The sequence below is a fragment of the Pelagibius litoralis genome, from assembly GCF_011683915.1.
Lineage (GTDB): Bacteria > Pseudomonadota > Alphaproteobacteria > Kiloniellales > Kiloniellaceae > Pelagibius > Pelagibius litoralis.
Genome location: NZ_JAAQPH010000007.1, coordinates 101,927 through 117,352, shown reverse-complemented (window position 1 = coordinate 117,352; position 15,426 = coordinate 101,927). Strand labels below are relative to the sequence as shown.

18 protein-coding genes are annotated in these 15,426 nt (G+C 63.3%); 8 read left to right on the top strand and 10 right to left on the bottom strand.

The annotated features are described in order from the left end of the window. Positions 1–49: 49 nt before the first annotated feature. Positions 50–1,111: an alpha/beta hydrolase gene (locus HBA54_RS11045; protein WP_167224396.1), complete on the bottom strand. Its 1,062-nt coding sequence runs from the start codon at positions 1,109–1,111 to the stop codon at positions 50–52. Positions 1,112–1,355: 244 nt separating this feature from the next. On the opposite strand from HBA54_RS11045, the gene HBA54_RS11040 reads away from it, so the two are divergent. The 3 genes from HBA54_RS11040 (at position 1,356) to HBA54_RS11030 (ending at position 3,708) form a co-directional block, all read left to right on the top strand. Then, a complete protein-coding gene (locus tag HBA54_RS11040) occupies positions 1,356–1,973 on the top strand; it encodes a glutathione S-transferase family protein (RefSeq protein WP_167224395.1) in 618 nt (205 codons plus the stop codon). Between the two features lie 232 nt (positions 1,974–2,205). Next, on the top strand, positions 2,206–2,415 hold the full coding sequence (locus tag HBA54_RS11035) for a cold-shock protein (RefSeq protein WP_167224393.1): 210 nt from the start codon (positions 2,206–2,208) through the stop codon (positions 2,413–2,415). 261 nt (positions 2,416–2,676) lie between these two features. Further along, a complete protein-coding gene (locus HBA54_RS11030; RefSeq protein WP_205944569.1) occupies positions 2,677–3,708 on the top strand; it encodes a fatty acid desaturase in 1,032 nt (343 codons plus the stop codon). A 28-nt stretch (positions 3,709–3,736) separates the two neighbouring features. Here HBA54_RS11030 and HBA54_RS11025 read toward each other — a convergent pair whose 3' ends face one another. Genes HBA54_RS11025 through HBA54_RS29440 form a run of 3 tightly spaced genes read right to left on the bottom strand, consistent with a single transcriptional unit; the run spans position 3,737 to position 5,066 of the window. Continuing rightward, positions 3,737–4,378, bottom strand: a complete 642-nt coding sequence (locus tag HBA54_RS11025) for a nitrile hydratase subunit alpha (protein WP_167224391.1) — start codon at positions 4,376–4,378, stop codon at positions 3,737–3,739. After that, positions 4,378–4,689 carry an SH3-like domain-containing protein gene (locus tag HBA54_RS29445; protein WP_167224389.1) on the bottom strand — a complete coding sequence of 104 codons (312 nt, stop codon included), beginning with the start codon at positions 4,687–4,689 and terminating at the stop codon, positions 4,378–4,380. Before HBA54_RS29445 ends, HBA54_RS11025 begins: the two co-directional genes overlap by 1 nt. Beyond that, the gene (locus tag HBA54_RS29440) at positions 4,686–5,066 is read right to left on the bottom strand and encodes an SH3-like domain-containing protein (protein ID WP_205944568.1); all 381 of its coding nucleotides are present in this window, start codon (positions 5,064–5,066) and stop codon (positions 4,686–4,688) included. The genes HBA54_RS29445 and HBA54_RS29440 overlap by 4 nt, the downstream gene beginning before the upstream one ends. 294 nt (positions 5,067–5,360) lie before the next feature. Here HBA54_RS29440 and HBA54_RS11010 point away from each other — a divergent pair, with 294 nt between their 5' ends. Beyond that, the gene (locus HBA54_RS11010) at positions 5,361–6,200 is read left to right on the top strand and encodes an alpha/beta fold hydrolase (RefSeq protein ID WP_167224387.1); all 840 of its coding nucleotides are present in this window, start codon (positions 5,361–5,363) and stop codon (positions 6,198–6,200) included. Between the two features lie 587 nt (positions 6,201–6,787). Here HBA54_RS11010 and HBA54_RS11005 read toward each other — a convergent pair. The 4 genes from HBA54_RS11005 to HBA54_RS10990 form a co-directional block, all read right to left on the bottom strand. Beyond that, positions 6,788–7,036, bottom strand: a complete 249-nt coding sequence (locus tag HBA54_RS11005; RefSeq protein ID WP_167224385.1) for a DUF2312 domain-containing protein — start codon at positions 7,034–7,036, stop codon at positions 6,788–6,790. Positions 7,037–7,206: 170 nt separating this feature from the next. Next, positions 7,207–7,503: a DUF1244 domain-containing protein gene (locus tag HBA54_RS11000; RefSeq protein ID WP_167224383.1), complete on the bottom strand. Its 297-nt coding sequence runs from the start codon at positions 7,501–7,503 to the stop codon at positions 7,207–7,209. Positions 7,504–7,582: 79 nt separating this feature from the next. Beyond that, on the bottom strand, positions 7,583–8,722 hold the full coding sequence (locus HBA54_RS10995; RefSeq protein WP_167224381.1) for a carboxylate-amine ligase: 1,140 nt from the start codon (positions 8,720–8,722) through the stop codon (positions 7,583–7,585). Further along, the gene (locus HBA54_RS10990; RefSeq protein WP_240932615.1) at positions 8,722–9,576 is read right to left on the bottom strand and encodes an N-formylglutamate amidohydrolase; all 855 of its coding nucleotides are present in this window, start codon (positions 9,574–9,576) and stop codon (positions 8,722–8,724) included. Before HBA54_RS10990 ends, HBA54_RS10995 begins: the two co-directional genes overlap by 1 nt. 125 nt (positions 9,577–9,701) lie before the next feature. Here HBA54_RS10990 and HBA54_RS10985 point away from each other — a divergent pair, with 125 nt between their 5' ends. From HBA54_RS10985 to HBA54_RS10975, 3 genes are all read left to right on the top strand, one after another. Continuing rightward, complete coding sequence (locus tag HBA54_RS10985; RefSeq protein ID WP_167224379.1) at positions 9,702–10,724, top strand: 4-hydroxyproline epimerase; 1,023 nt, start codon at positions 9,702–9,704, stop codon at positions 10,722–10,724. 3 nt (positions 10,725–10,727) lie between these two features. After that, entirely contained in the window at positions 10,728–11,639 is a 912-nt protein-coding gene (locus HBA54_RS10980; RefSeq protein WP_167224377.1) for a cation diffusion facilitator family transporter, read from the top strand. Between the two features lie 218 nt (positions 11,640–11,857). Then, positions 11,858–12,523, top strand: a complete 666-nt coding sequence (locus HBA54_RS10975) for a cyclic nucleotide-binding domain-containing protein (protein WP_167224374.1) — start codon at positions 11,858–11,860, stop codon at positions 12,521–12,523. Between the two features lie 255 nt (positions 12,524–12,778). Here HBA54_RS10975 and HBA54_RS10970 read toward each other — a convergent pair whose 3' ends face one another. Further along, positions 12,779–13,678, bottom strand: a complete 900-nt coding sequence (locus HBA54_RS10970; protein WP_167224372.1) for a LysR substrate-binding domain-containing protein — start codon at positions 13,676–13,678, stop codon at positions 12,779–12,781. Between the two features lie 116 nt (positions 13,679–13,794). Here HBA54_RS10970 and HBA54_RS10965 point away from each other — a divergent pair, with 116 nt between their 5' ends. Then, positions 13,795–13,986 carry a hypothetical protein gene (locus HBA54_RS10965; RefSeq protein ID WP_167224370.1) on the top strand — a complete coding sequence of 64 codons (192 nt, stop codon included), beginning with the start codon at positions 13,795–13,797 and terminating at the stop codon, positions 13,984–13,986. A 162-nt stretch (positions 13,987–14,148) separates the two neighbouring features. On the opposite strand, the gene HBA54_RS10960 is transcribed toward HBA54_RS10965, so the two are convergent. Continuing rightward, positions 14,149–15,375: a PQQ-dependent sugar dehydrogenase gene (locus HBA54_RS10960; protein WP_167224600.1), complete on the bottom strand. Its 1,227-nt coding sequence runs from the start codon at positions 15,373–15,375 to the stop codon at positions 14,149–14,151. Positions 15,376–15,426 lie beyond the last annotated feature (51 nt).

Here is a 15,426-nt window from a genome sequence, read left to right as displayed (position 1 = left end):
CCCCCTCTCCCCTTGCGGGAGAGGGTCGGGGTGAGGGGTTGTTGTTTTCCTATTCCAGCCGCCAGTAGTCGCCGACGTCATTCTTGCGCCGCCGCTTTTCGCCGGCGAGATCCTCGTCGAGCTTGCCGTTCAAGACGTCGATCATGTCTTGGCGAACCCGCGGGTTGTTGCGGAAGTACTGATGCCCGGTGGGATCGGCGGTCCAGGCGTTGGCGCCCTTGGCTTCCCAGATGACTTTGGGTGCGACATTGACGACCGCGACCTTGCCCGGCAGCCCGGCCGCACTGCGCGGCCCGCTGCGGCCCAGGCGGTCGGGATTGCCCATCGCATAGTCGCTGGCCTTCAGGGCTGCGTCCTGGTGATTGTAGTAGACCGTCAGACGCCGGCAGCCGCGCAGCAGCGGGGCCACCTTGTGCTTGGCCTCCAGTGTATCATCGTCTTCATCCGCGGCAGTCAGGATCACCTCGTCGAAGAGCGGCGGGATGTTATTGCCCACGAAGGTGCGCATGCCCTGCACCGCGCCGCGCATCGCCCAGTTGCCCATCGAATGACAAAGCAGGTGGATGCGGCCGTCGCAGCGCGCATCGCGCTGGGTATTGCGGATGAAGTCGGTCGCCTTCAGGACCGCGCGGCCCAACGCCAGGCCGGAACACTCGGCACGCTTGCGGTCGTCGGCGTAGGTACGCCGCGACACCCCGGCCCCGGCCGACGGCCAGGTGAAGAACAGCATCGCCATGTCCTTCCCGCCGGCAGCCAGCCACTGCTGCAACTGCACGGCACGCCCGGCGGCCTCGCGGAATTCGTGGTCATAGCCATGCACGAAGATGAGGGCATCGCCCTTCTTCAGCATCTCAGCGCGTACCTCATCGAAGATCGCTTTGCTGCCGAGCCTGGACCTGTCGGCATCTTCCTTGTCGAGCTTTTCCGGCGCCAGCGTGATCTTTCCGCTGCCGATGAAGGCGGCGAGGTCTTTTTTGTAGAGATCCTTGCCGGTGAAAGTGACCTTGCCGAAGCGCAGTTCGTCGAGGTTCGGATGAAAATCCTCACCGATCTGCGGATCTGCGCCGCCGGTCACCTTGCGATTGGTCGCGAAATAGACTGAAACAGCCATGTCTTCCCCCCTTCGTGTCTTGTGCTCCGCGTCGCCCGAACAAGCGGGCCTGCGGTAGCGCGCATCTCCCGTAGTCAGATTATCAAGATCCGGGCGGGGACGGCAGGGAACGGAAGAGGTAATGCTATAGATCGAACGGCCAGATGGCCTGAACGTCAAGTTCGGGAAAAACAGGCCGATTCTGCAGATGATCGGCGGTTTCTGCTGGGCTAAGGTCCCGGTATAACCGCAACGGAGAACTGCGATGCCCGACGAACTCGTCTTCTACACCAACCCCCGCTCCCGCGGCCGCATCGTCCGCTGGATGCTGGAAGAGGTCGGCACACCCTACAGGACCGAGATCGTCGACTATGGGCCGGCAATGAAGGGCCCGGACTATCTGGCAATCAACCCCATGGGCAAGGTACCGGCGGTTCGCCACGGCGACACCGTGATCACCGAATGCGCCGCGATCTGCGCCTATCTTGCCGACGCCTTCCCCGAAGCGGGATTGGCGCCGCCGCCGGGCAGGCGCGGCAGCTATTACCGCTGGTTGTTCTTCGCCGCCGGGCCGGTTGAATCGGCGGTCCTCAATCATGCACTGGGCTTCGACCCGGAAGACGACAAGCAGGCTATGGTTGGCTACGGCAACTTCGGCACGGTCATGGACACCCTGGAAAAAGCGCTTGCCGGCGGCGGTTACATCGCCGGGGAGAGCTTTACCGCCGCCGACCTCTACCTGGGATCGCAGGTCAACTGGGGCCTGCAGTTCGGCACCATGGAGGAGCGCCCGGGCTTTGCCGACTACGTGGCGCGCCTCACCGCGCGGGACGCCTTTCGCCGCGCGAACGATCTCGACAACGCCGCCGTAGCGACGGAGTGAGGTATGCGGCCATAATGCGCCGGGAACCGGGCCGGCGCCTGCCGCCTTGCAATTACCGCGTTTCATAGCTATGTGTCTGGTATTGATATTGGCCGGAAGATTGGGCCGCTTCACCACGTCACTGACGGGTGTGCACGCTTCAGACTCTCTCTCCAAGTCAACGAACCGGGAAATTGGCCGCGAAACCTCGTGCGCCAACCCTAGTGCAAACCGTTAGTGAAAGGAATTTTCCATGATTGCGGGCACCGTAAAGTTCTACAACGACCATCGGGGCTTCGGCTTCATCCAGCCGGACGACGGCCAGAAGGACGTTTTCGTCCACGCCACCGCGCTTGAGCGCGCCGGCATTCATGGCCTTCAGGAAGGCCAGAAGGTGAAGTTCGACACCGAGAACGATCCGCGCAGTGGCAAACTTGCCGTCAGCACGATCGAAGTAGCCTGACGGGCTGCGGTCGCAAGACTGTATCGCGAGTATGGAGGGCCGCCGCTTGCAACAAGCGGCGGCTTTTCACTTAGCGGGTGGGAATTATCGTTATTTTCACCTTAATGTCGGACCCTGACAGTCTGTGTCGCGCGCAAGAACGGTTGACGTGATTTCGAAACGGAGAAATCAACCAACCGTCATATACAGCGCAGACGATGCAGGCTAAAAAGTAAAAGCCGTCAGAAACCGATCAACGCAGCACTAGCCGTAGACGAGACTGTGAAAACAAAGACAACCGCTTCGCCACCCGCATCCGCCGGCCCAAAGCAGTGGGCACAGACCCTGGCCGGTTACCGCGACCCCAACCATAGCCGCAGCATCTTCGAGATCGCGGTGACGGTCCTCCCCTTCACCGGCCTCTGGCTGCTCTCCTGGGCGGCCATCCACTACGGCTACTGGCCCCTGGCGATTTTCCCCGCCGTCCTGGCGGCGGTCTTCCTCGTCCGGCTGTTCATGATTCAACACGACTGCGGCCACGGCGCCTTCTTCCGCAGCCGGCTGGCGAACGACTGGGTCGGCCGGGCCATCAGCGTGCTGACGCTGACGCCCTATGACGGCTGGCGCCAAGCGCACGCCGTCCACCACGCCAGCACCGGCAATCTGGACCGCCGCGGGGTCGGCGACATCGACACCCTGACGGTACGCGAGTATCAGGCCCTGACCTATTGGGGCCGCCTGCGCTACCGCCTCTACCGGCATCCCATCGTGATGTTCGGCATCGGGCCGGCTTACATCTTCGTGCTGCAGCACCGCCTGCCGCATATCGTGACCCGCAACCGGCGCCAGGCCTGGTTCAACGCCATGGCGACCAATCTGGCCAGCGCCGCCGTGATCGCCACGGTGATCTGGTTCATCGGCTTCGGACCCTTCCTGCTGGTGCAGTTGCCGATCACCCTGCTCGCCGCCTCAATCGGCGTCTGGCTGTTCTACGTGCAGCATCAGTTCGAGGGAACCTTCTGGGCCGAAGATCCGGAGTGGGACCTGCACGAAGCCGCCCTGCACGGCAGTTCGCATTACGACCTGCCGCACCCGCTGCGCTGGCTCACCGCCAATATCGGAATGCATCACCTGCATCACCTCTGCAGCCGCATTCCCTACTACCGCCTACCGCGGGTGATGCGCGACCATCCCGACCTGAAAAGCGTGGGCCGGCTGACCCTCTGGCAAAGCCTCAGCTGCGTGCGCCTCACCCTCTGGTGCGAGACCACACGCCGCCTGATCTCCTTCCGCGAAGCCCGCGCGGAGAGCTAGCAGAAACCGGGCGGGTTAAAAGCCGCCCCTACCCCACCGCTTTCGCCAGGGTCACACCGATCATGCAGTCGCGGGTGACGAGGTCGGCCAGGGCCGCTTCGTCCAGGCCCTCGCTGCCGGCGGGGCGCTGCGGGATCACCATGTAGCGCAGGTCGGCGGTGGAATCGTGCACCCGGACCTCCACGTCGTCAGGAATGACGGTGCCGAATTCGGCCAGCACTTTGCGCGGTTCGCACACGGTGCGGCTGCGATAGCTGCGCGCCTTGTACCAATCGGGCGGCAGGCCGATAAGCTGGCGCGGATAGCAGGAACACAGCGTACAGACGATGACGTTGTGCACTTCGGGTGTGTTCTCCACCGCAAGGATCGGAATGCCGCCGGCATCGATGCCCAGTTCTTCCGCCGCCGCCAGCACGTCGTCCATCATACGGGCCTTGAAGGCGGAATCGACCCAGGCACGCGCCACCATCTTGGCGCCGGCGGCCGGGCTCTTGGCGTCGATCAGCTCCAGCATGGCGCGCAGCTCGTCACCACTGATCACGCCCTTTTCGATCAGCAGTTCGCCCACCGCCTCGGTCATCGCCTGATAGTGGGTGAGCGGCTTGTCCTCCAGATCCGGCTGGAACTGGGAATGGTCGTGCGGGTGATCGTGGGTATGGTCCTCGGCCATCAGCTAGTCTCTCCCCTGGCTTCTCCGGCAGCTTCGTCGAGCCAGTTTTCATAAACGTCGACCACCGTGCTGTCCTTTGTGCCGCCGTCGTAATCCTGCCAAAGGTCGGCGGTGTGAAAGCTCACGCGGTAGAGCGGCATCGCCGGCTCCCCACTGCGGCCATAGGCCAGTTCTTCCGGATTGCGATAGGGGCCGAGGATCTCCGTCACCACGCCGGTCTTGCCACGGATGAAAAACGGCGTACGCACATGGCCCGGCGGAAAGGACGCACGCACCGAAACCCGGGCGCCGATATCGAAACGCGCGCTCATGCGCCCTGCCCATCGGTCTCGGGCACGACTTTGGGCTCGGCTTCGGTGACGCCGCCGGCGGGCCAGGCCTCGGTGATCGCGGTCATGCGGCGGCCAAGCTCATCGATATCGATGACGCCCTTTTCGATCAGGTTGTTGGTGACCGAGGCGATCCAGCGCTCGTAGTAGCTGAGTTCGTCGTAGACGCCGGGGCCCAGTTCCTCGATGCCGCGGCGCAGCTCGTCCACGGTCATGATCTGACGCTTCTTGTCGCTGACCAGACGCAGGATGGCGTCGACTTTCTTTTCCCAGGGCGCGTAGTCGTGCTCGGCACCGGGGCCGAAGGGATCGACCGGCCCAGCCTCAAGCCCCCCCATATCGTGATGTCTGCGCAGCATCTCTTTTACGATCCTTCTCAGTACATGCTTCCGGGGAAGTATCCGCCCTCGGAACCAACAGCGTCAATGGCGGCAATACTGCCGACGCCCTTTGGAGATCCCGGCAGGTTCTGCCGACCCAAAAAGGGATTTCAGCTTGGTGCCGTGCCGTCGGGCAGCGCCCACCGGACTGGAAAGGCGACAACTCCGCCAGGTAAATGGTGAAGGCCGATTAAGCATGATTTTGGCGTATTGATTGCATGGATTTTGTCGTTCGGGTTGCAATTCAACTCAGAAAAAGCGAAAGGCCAGGCCATGACGTCCATTTCAACCGGAGTTCCCGTCGCCGATGCGCGGCAGATCGATACGAGCAAGCTTAAAAGCGGCGGTATCAGGGAGCTTACCGGTGAAGAATACCGAAAATTCATCGATGATATGGAGAAGCGGCTTAGTGTCAGCTACCAGACGCAGCCCGATACCGCCAACCATCCGGCCTACCAGCCCTACGCCACCGTCGAGGTAAACGGCAAGGTCGTCGCCCGGATCGACAACCATGGCTGGACTCAGATGTCGAACAGCCTGGGCGCGAAGCTTTCGGGCAAGCTGCCCGGCATGGTCAACGGCCAGGTCGGCCCGGCCCTGGCGCAGAAGCGCGCGGAAATCATTGCCGAGGCCCTGGGCGGCAAGGTGGTGATGGCCCCCACCGCCCTCACACAGCCGACTTTCAACAATCTGCCCGAACCCGACATCGCCGTCGATCAGATGGCGATGCATAAAGATCCGCTGTATCTGCGCCTGCAAAAAACAAAGCAGATCGAGTCTCAGTTCCGCGCCCAGCATATTGCCCAGGAACTCGACGCCGACGACGCGAAGGCTGCCGATGCGGCCGCAATCGCCGACGGCGAGGCAGAGGCGGTTGAAGACGGCAAGAGCGACGCCGTCAGGGCCTTCCTGGAGTACATGGCCAAGACCCCGGAGGAGCGCTACTTCGAAGCCTTCCTGAACTCAAAAGGCATGACGCAGGAAGAGTTCGAGGCGCTGCCGCCGGAGGAAAAACAAGCGCTGATGAGAGAGTTCGAGGACTACGTGAAGCAGCAGGTCGATAAAGCCAGCGCCGAGCAAATGGCCCGGTCGGCAGCCTCAAAACTGCTTTGATCCTGAGTGTTTTTGACCCTGACTGTTTTGGCGGGCCTGTTCTGACCATGCCGCCACGGTAAAAGGCGACCGCTCCCCGCCAGCCTGTCAATCCCAGGGCCTGCTTGCAGCCATCGAGGATGTTTTCCTGCTCTAGGTGTTTAGTCCCGGCATTTGATGGTGCATTGTTTTCTGGGGAATGGAAGGATGCACTATGGGACAGGTTCTTCACGGCTGCGCCACGACGACTGAGGCGATAACGCTTGAAGGCGCCCCAGGCCGCGCTGCCAGCCTTGCCAATGGCCCAGGTCGTGTCGGCGTTTCAGCTCCCAGCGCGAAAGGAAACATCTGCCATGATCCGTCGCATACCCACTGCCAAGAGCACGGATTCGCGTGAGCGTCGACGTTTACTCCGGACCTTCCTCTACGGCTCACTCGTGGTTTCGATTTCCTCTGTCGCTGGCTGCGGGAAACGAAAGGACTTGCCGCCCGACCGGGTCACCAGAGGTAAGTTCGGCCAAGGCAAGCCCTGACAGACGCTGGAGCAGCGCCGGATCGGTGGACCGCCCCGGCGACTCCATCAGACAAGAGTCTGCTCGAAGGGAGAGCTAGCCGATCATCCCCAGGGCTTGCTTGTAGAGATCGAGGATCGCTTCCTGCTCCTGGCGGTCGCCGGATTCCATTTTGCGCAGCCGGATCACCTGGCGCATCACCTTGGTGTCGAAGCCCTCGCCCTTGGCCTCGGCAAAGACCTCGCGGATGTCCGCCGTCAGGGCCGCCTTTTCCTCTTCAAGACGCTCGATACGCTCAATAAACGACCGCAGGCGGTCCGCCCCGACGCCACCGACATCAGCCATAAACTTACTCCTTGGAAACTGCTCGAATCAGCCTTGATGGAAGGCGCGCAGCCTAGACCTCGCGCCCCGGCGTGACAACGCCGCAAAGCTGTGGAAAACGGGGGAAACGTCGCCTGGCCTGATTTGTTCGGCACCAGCGCGGTGCCGGCGGCGACCCAGGCCGCAAAGCCTCAGTCGTGCTTGTGGCTGACCTCGAAGGCTGCCTTCTGCTCCGCCGTCGCTTCGGTCTGATACTTGGCCTTCCAGTCGGCATAAGGCATGCCATAAACCAGTTCACGGGCCGCGTCGTAGTCCATATCGATGCCCTTTTCCTCCGCCGCTGCGCGATACCACTTTGACAGGCAGTTGCGGCAGAAGCCGGCCAGGTTCATCAAATCAATGTTCTGTACGTCCGTGCGCTCACGCAGGTGGGATACCAGGGTGCGGAAGGCCGCGGCCTCCAGCTCGGTTTGGGTTTTGTCGTCCATCTTGCCTCTCCCGGGCCTTGGGGTCTTTAGTCTCTCTAGGATTTGGGGTGCCAGGAGGCTTTTTCCAACTTCCTGGCAATCAACGCTGCTCCGCCGGAACCGTCTCCTCGATCAGGAAGTCAACCACCTGAACCAAGGCCTCGTGCTTGCCGGCGCCGGCCGCCAAGGCGGCCTCGTAGATCGCGATCTGGCGATGGGCCGAGGTACCGCGCTTCACGATCTCGCGGGCATGCTCCACCTCGGCCAGGCAGTCCAGCGCCGAGGCGTGCTCGGACACCAGGCCGATGATCTCGTCCAGCAGGCCGCAGAAGGGCATCACCTCACCTCTGCCGAAATCGACCAGTCCCTCGTCGAAGCCATAACGTTGAGCGCGCCAGCGATTCTCCTGAATCAACATGCTGGAGTACTTGCGCCAACGCTGATTGTTACGCTTCAGGGTGTAGAGCATCCGCATCAGGCTGACATAGAGCGCGGCAATCGTGATGCCGTCCTGCAGATGGGTGCAAACGTCGGCCACCCGCATCTCCAAGGTCGGGAAGCGCGCGGAGGGTCTTACATCCCACCAGATCTTGGTACCGTCTTCGATCAGGCCGGCGGAAATCATCACATCGAGATGGCGCTGGTACTCGCCGAAGCTGTCGAAGGTTTCCGGCAGGCCGGTACGCGGCAATTCCTCGAAGACCGACAGGCGATAACACTTCAGGCCCGTCACCTCGCCACGCCAGAACGGCGAAGAGGTTGAAAGAGCCAGCATGTGCGGCAGGAAGTAGCTGATCTGCTGCATCAGGTCGATGCGCAGCTCGTCATCGTCCAGGCCAACATGAACGTGCATGCCACAGATCAACAGGCGGCGCACCACCGCCTGCATATCGCGGGCCAGCTCGTCGTAGCGTTCCTTGCGCGTATGCTTCTGGGCGTCCCACTGCGCGAAGGGATGGGTCGAAGCGCCAATCGGCGCCAAACCATAGTCGGCCGCAATGCGGGCAATGCAGCGGCGCAGCTCGGCCAGTTCGGCACCAGCCTCACGCACGGTCTCGCACTTGCTGGTGCCGACCTCGATCTGCGACTGCATGAATTCCGGGCTGACGCGCTCGGCCAGCTCCTGTTCGCAGCGGGTCATCAGCTCATCCGGCGGATCGACCACCAGATCACGGGTTTCCCGGTCGACCAGGAGGTATTCCTCCTCGATCCCCACCGTGAAGGAAGGTTCGCTCGCCATCAGCCGTAGTGCTCCACTTTGTAGAGGCCGGGATCGCCGAGCACCGCCTCCAGGGCCGCGCCCAGACGTTCGGCCCAGTCGGCGGCGCCGTGGTGGGTGTCGATCAAATCCTGGCGCACCTCGATCAGCACGTTGGCGAGCCCGCGGGCGTCACCGTGGGTATGCTGGGTATAGCCGTGCTCGTCGGCGCCGGAATACGGCAGGTTGTCACCCACGGTCAGACCCTCGGCGCGCAACCGGTCCATCAGCGGTCGCGGCAGCCGCGGATCGCGGTTCCAGAGGATGCCGATTTCCCAGGGCCGCTCCTCGCCCTTCATCACCGGGGTGAAGCTGTGCATGGAGATCAATACCGGGGCCGCGGCCGGTCCCGCCGCCAGCATCCGGTCAAGCTGATCGGCAATAGCCGCGTGGTAGGGCCGGAAGAAGGTATCAAGCCGGACTTCTTTCTGCCCCGTTGTCAGGCCGCGGTTGCCGGGCACAACGACGCCGTCGCTGATCTCCGGGATCAGGGTCGGATTGTCGGCCCGGCGATTGGGATCGACGATCAGGCGCGAGAAGTGGCTCAGCATGGCCGGGGCATCCAGCCGCTCGGCCAGGCGCCGCGTCACCTCGGCGATGCCGATATCCCAGGCGATGTGGCGGGTCAGGCAGGCTTCATCCAGGCCCAGCCCCCCCAGCGCCCGCGGAATGAAACGGGTCGCATGGTCGCAGAGCAGCAGCACCGGGGCCCGGCCTGCGGCATTGAACAGCTCGAAAGGGCGCGGCTCATCCTCGGCCAGGAGCCCGGTTTCGGCGCTCTGCGCTCGGCTAAGGCCCGCCGCGGTCTCGGGACTGTCCATGGCTGCAATCGACATAAGAGGCCGACTATAGCCGCCCCGGGGGGCGGAGCAAAAGGCCTCTCTCACTGCGCCGCACCAGCCGGTCCCCGGCCGTCCCCGGGGCATTGCCAAAGGACCGGGGGGGCCCGATACTCCGGCCCATGAACGCTGATCAGGGGGCGGTAAAGCCCAACACCTTCTTCTGCATCGACGGGCACACCTGCGGAAACCCGGTGCGCCTGGTGGCCGGCGGCGGCCCGGCCCTGGACGGCACCTCCATGAGCGCGCGACGCCAGGACTTCCTCGCCCGCTACGACTGGATCCGCACCGGCCTGATGTTCGAGCCACGCGGCCACGACATGATGTCCGGCGCCATTCTCTATCCCGCGACCCGCGAGGACTGCGACGTCGGGGTGCTCTATATCGAAACCAGCGGCTGCCTGCCGATGTGCGGCCACGGCACCATCGGCACGGTGACCTTCGCTATCGAGCGCGGCCTGGTGCAGCCGCGCGAGTCGGGCCGGTTGATGCTGGACACCCCGGCCGGGCCGGTCGAGGCGCGTTACACCCTGAAGGACGGTTTCGTCGAGAGCGTGCGTCTGACCAATGTCGGCGCCTATCTGGCAGCAGAAGCCGTGACGGTGGACTGTCCCGGGCTTGGCAGCGTTACCGTCGACATCGCCTATGGCGGCAACTTCTACGCCATCGTCGAGCCGCAGCCTGCCTATCAAGATCTCTCCGACCTGACCCCCGGCGACATTCTGCGGCTCTCGCCCCTGTTGCGCCAGGCGCTCAACGAGGCAACGGAGATTGTCCATCCCGAAGACCCGACCATCCGCGGCGTCAGCCATATCCTCTGGACCGGAGCACCGACCAAACCCGAAGCCGATGCGCGCAACGCCGTATTCTACGGCGACAAGGCCATCGACCGCAGCCCCTGCGGCACCGGCACCTCCGCCCGCATGGCCCAGCTTGCCGCCAAGGGGAAGCTGAAGCCCGGCGACAGCTTCGTTCACGAGAGCATCATCGGCAGCCTCTTCACCGGGCGGGTGGAGCGCGAGAACAAGGTCGGCAACCACCAGGGGATCATTCCCTCCATCGAGGGCTGGGCGCGCATGACCGGCCTCAACACCATCACCATCGACGACCGCGATCCCTACGCCCACGGCTTTCAGTTGGTCTGAGCCATGGGGCACCATCACGGACAGGATCACGGGCCGCACGGCCACGGCCCCCACGGGCAAGGCGCCAACAACGAAAAAAGGGTGCTCTGGGCCTTCGTGCTCACCGCCGGTTTCATGGGCGTGGAGGTGGTCGGCGGCCTGATCTCAGGCTCCCTGGCGCTGCTCGCCGACGCCGCCCACATGTTGACCGACGCAGCGGCCCTGGGCCTGGCTTGGTTCGCCTTTCGCGTCGCCAGGCGCCCGGCCGATACCCGGCGATCCTACGGCTATCACCGCGGCCAGGTGCTGGCTGCTTTCGTCAACGGCGGCGTACTGATCGCCGTGGTGGGCTGGATTTTCATCGAAGCCATCGCCCGCCTGCGCGAGCCGGTGCCGGTGCAGGGCTGGACCATGCTGGTCGTCGCCGGCCTGGGCCTGGTTGTGAACATCGCCGCCTTCGCCATCCTGCACGGCGGCGACCGCCAGAACCTCAACATGCGCGGCGCCGCGGCCCATGTGCTGGGCGACCTGCTGGGCTCCGCCGCGGCCATCGTCGGCGCGCTGATCATCCTCTGGACCGGCTGGATGCCGATCGATCCGCTGCTGTCGATGCTGGTCGGCCTGCTGGTGCTGCGCTCTGCCTGGTTCGTGGTACGGGAGTCGGCCCACATCATGCTGGAAGGCACCCCGGCGGATATCGACCCGGCGGCCTTGCGCCGCACCCTTATGGAAGCGGTTCCTGAACTGGAAGATGTCCATCACATCCATGCCTGGTCGCTGACCCCGGAACGTCCCCTGCTGACGCTCCACGCCAGGGTCACCGCGCGGGCAGATCATCAGGCGACGCTTGAGAGCATCAAAAAGGTTCTGGCCGAACGTTTCAGCATCGATCACTCGACCGTGCAGATCGAACGCGAAGCCTGCGGCGACGACTGAGCCTTCTGCTGCGCGAAAGCGCTACCCCGTGCGATTTCCCACAGTCCGGCCACACCTGAAAGGCGGCCTGCCTTTCAGTGACAAATCCCACAGGCGCTTTCGGCCTTTGTCATCATAATCGGATCGATTATGTTCCGTCAGGTGCGCTTGGCCGGAGGCTTGGGAGAGCCCTGCGGCAGCGCGTTCAGCGCGCCGAGGCGGCTTGGAAAGGGGTGGGAATGCAGGAATTTGATCTTGCCTGGGACGCGGGCCTGCTGGTGCATGCCGCTGCGCTGCTCCAGGTTTTCGGTTTTTTGAACCGCGGGCAATTGATGCTGCGCTGTTTCGTTCTGGCCGGGAATCTACTCTATATCCCGTTCTATTATTTTCATCCCGAACAGCCGCTTCTGGGGGCGATCTTCTGGTCCTCCGTCCTGGCGACGGCCGGCCTGATCGGGATCATCCGGCTGCTGCTCGACCGGCGGCAAAGGCCCGGCGACCGGAACGACGAATCCTTTCTCAACATCCTGAAAGTTCTGAGCCCGGGGGAGTTCCGGCGCCTGATGCAGATGGCGGAGTGGCACACGGCAGACCGGTCCGTGGAACTGACCCGGCAAGGCGAGGCTGTCCCCAGCCTCTACTTCGTCACCGGCGGGCAGGTCGAGATCGAAAAAGACGGCAGAAGCTTCGCCTCCGGGCCCGGCGTTTTCATCGGTGAGGTTTCCTTCCTCATCGGCGGAGCGGCGACGGCGACCGTTCACGCCAGAACCGGCACGGAATACATCGCCTGGCCGCGCGATGCCCTGCGCAAAGCGATCCAGCGCACGCCCACGCTCGGCGCCTCCATGGAGCGGCTGTTCAATCAGGAACTGGCCCGCAAGGTCGCCGTATCCTGGGGACACTAGACTCTTTCACAGTTTAACGGCACCGGCCCGCTCCCCCTCCCGGCTACCCATAGGATACTGGCGTTGGGTAGGGGAGGGAGAGCGGGCTGGACCCGATTCGACGTAAGTCGAAAACGCTCAAGATCGGATCATGTTTTGACGGAACCACTGTGTGGTTGCGTCAAAACACGTGAATCCGATCGACATTAAACAGTTAGAGCAGATTCACCCCGTCGATGGATCGCCTCTGGCGATTCCATCCGACCGGGATCTGCTCTAGACGCCGCCTGCAGGATCCGGCTCGGCGGTTTCCGACAAGACCCAGTCTCTGAAGGCCCGCACCCGGGGATCGGCAAGACGGTCGCGGCGATAGACCAGATGGTAGCCCTTGCCGGTCGGCACGCTGATGTCGAAGGGATAGGTCAGAAGCCCCGCAGCGATCTCCTTTTCGAGATAGCCGGAATATCCCAGCAGAATGCCGTGACCTTCCACCGCCGCGGTCACGGCCATCGAATAGTCAAGGAACTGCAATTGCCGCGACGGCTTGAAACCTTCAATGCCGGCAGCTTCGCGCCACAGTTTCCAGTCCTTGTCGTCTTCACGAATGATGGTCTGCCTGGCCAGAGCCTCGGCAGGGGAAAGCCCGGCGATTTCCTCCTTCACAGCGGGGGTGCAAACCGGCGAGACGGCGAACTCCAGGATCGGCTCGGCCTCCACCCCCTCCCATCGTCCGTCGCCGTAGCGCAGCGCCAGGTCGGCGGCGCCGGCCTGCATATCCACAACCTCGTAGGTGCTCAGGATTGCCGTATCGATATCGGGATGCCGCGCTCTGAAGCGATGGAAGCGCGGCATCAACCAGCGAATGCCGATCTCCGAGGTAAGGCTGATGGTGAGCGGCCGGGAGGCGTCGGCCCCCAACAGATCCGACGTCGCCTGCGCCAGACCGGCAAAGGCCGTCTCCACGCCGCCGCGGTAGCGGCGCCCCGCGTCGGTCAAAGTGAGCCCCCTCGGCGACCGCTGCAGCAGTTGCACGCCCAATTCCTTCTCCAAGCCCCGAATCCGGTGGCTGACGGCGCTGCCGGTGATGCCGAGAAAATCTGCTGCGCCCGCCAGATTGCCGAAGCGGGCCACGGCCTCGAAAGCCTGTATTCCTCTGAGGGACGGTAGTCGCCGCATCGTAATTTCCTGTACTTGAGATAACTTCAAGGGCCCTGGAGTTCTTCGCGTTTGTATGCCTTGCAAGAACTATCAATTCTAAACCCATGACTGGAAATATTCTCAAGAAACTTTGGATGACGGCAGGAGCCTGCACCGGACCGCGAAAACCACCGGTATCGCGGCGCGGGCTGCCCCGAAATCTCGTGACGATGCTGACCAGCGGCCCGCCGGGCGGCACCGACCCGGTGCTCTGGACCCTGCTGCTGAGCGACCGGCCGGGGCAGAGCACAGCCTGTCTCCGTCGCCCCGGCAAAAATCTGTCGTGATGGACATCGCTTCAGGGCAACTTCCGTTTGAAAGCTGGGCGAGACGGCGCACGGTCGCTGCAACAAAGCGATTGGAAACAAGGATCTTTGTGTTTTGTTCGGCGTTCTGGTCGTTTCGGGAACTCAGCCGCACTGCACATGGACAGCGCGGCTGAGATCGGCTTAGTTCGGCGTGAGTTGATAGATTTCACCTTGATCTACAGCGGCATAGAGACTGCCGTCAGGCCCCTGAACCAGCGACCGGAACCGGCCGGCCGCCATGGGCAAGGACATCGTCGTGACGTCATTCGCGGACATTCCATCCGCCGCGAGGTCGATGACGTCGATGCGCATGCCGAGCGGGGTTCCCCCGAAACCGATGCCCATGATCCCGACGACCAGACGGCCATCCCAGGCACCCCACTGCTCGCCGCTCAGAAACGCGGCTGAGGACGTGCCCTGCGAGAGGCCATTGTTGTTCCAGGCCGGCGGCATCGCGTCGGGGTAGGTACCGGTGTCCGTCATCGGCATGAATTTCACCCGTTCGGCCGGGTCCATGCCGTCCATCTGATTTGGCATATAGCCGCAATAGTTTACGGGACAATCGCCACGGCCGGCCATATTGGGGCGCGGATCCCATCCGCCGTTGCCGCCGTTCACCAGCACGGTAATTTCGTCGGAATGCCAGGGGCCGTGCTCGGCCACGACCGGCTGACCGTCGCTTGGGCGGAAGGCAATGCCCTGCACGTTGCGGTGGCCGTAGGTGAAGATACGAGGGTCGTAGCCCTCCGGCGGATTGTTGTCCGCCACCGCGTTGCCGTCCCGGTCGACGCGCAGCACTTTGCCGCCGAGGAGCGTCGGCGATTGCGGGACCTCGCCGTTATGGGTGTCCCCGGTGGTCAGGTAGATGTGACCATCCGGGCCAAAGCGGACGCGCCCCCCGTTGTGCGCACCAGGACCGCCGAAGGGATGATCGGTGGCCTCCGGCTTATAGGGGACGTCCTCGATAATGTCGGTGCGGTCCGACACCGCGCTGAGATCGTCGCTCACCTTCAACCGCATTAGACGATTGCTGCCCGGCGCCGTCTTGCTGGATGTCGAATAGACATAGATGAGGCGGTTCTCGTCAAAATCCGGATCGACGGCCACGCCCTGCATTCCGGCCTGGCCCTCGCAGAAAAGGTCGTCCGCTGTGCTCGGATAGCCGTCAGTCCCCGTCATTCCCAAGAGGGCGCTGACGTCGCCGGAGGGGAGCCGAACCGACAGGCCAAGACACTTCTCCGTAAAGAACATGGTTCCATCCGGCAGGAAGGCCATGTCCCACGGACTATCCAGCCCGGACAGAACCGTGGCGTGCGTGAGGCTGGGGGCGCTGGCATGTCCGTCTGCAAGAACTGGCGTGTAAGACATGGACGAGGCAACGATTGCACTGAGCGACCATAGAGTCAGATTCCGTCTCAC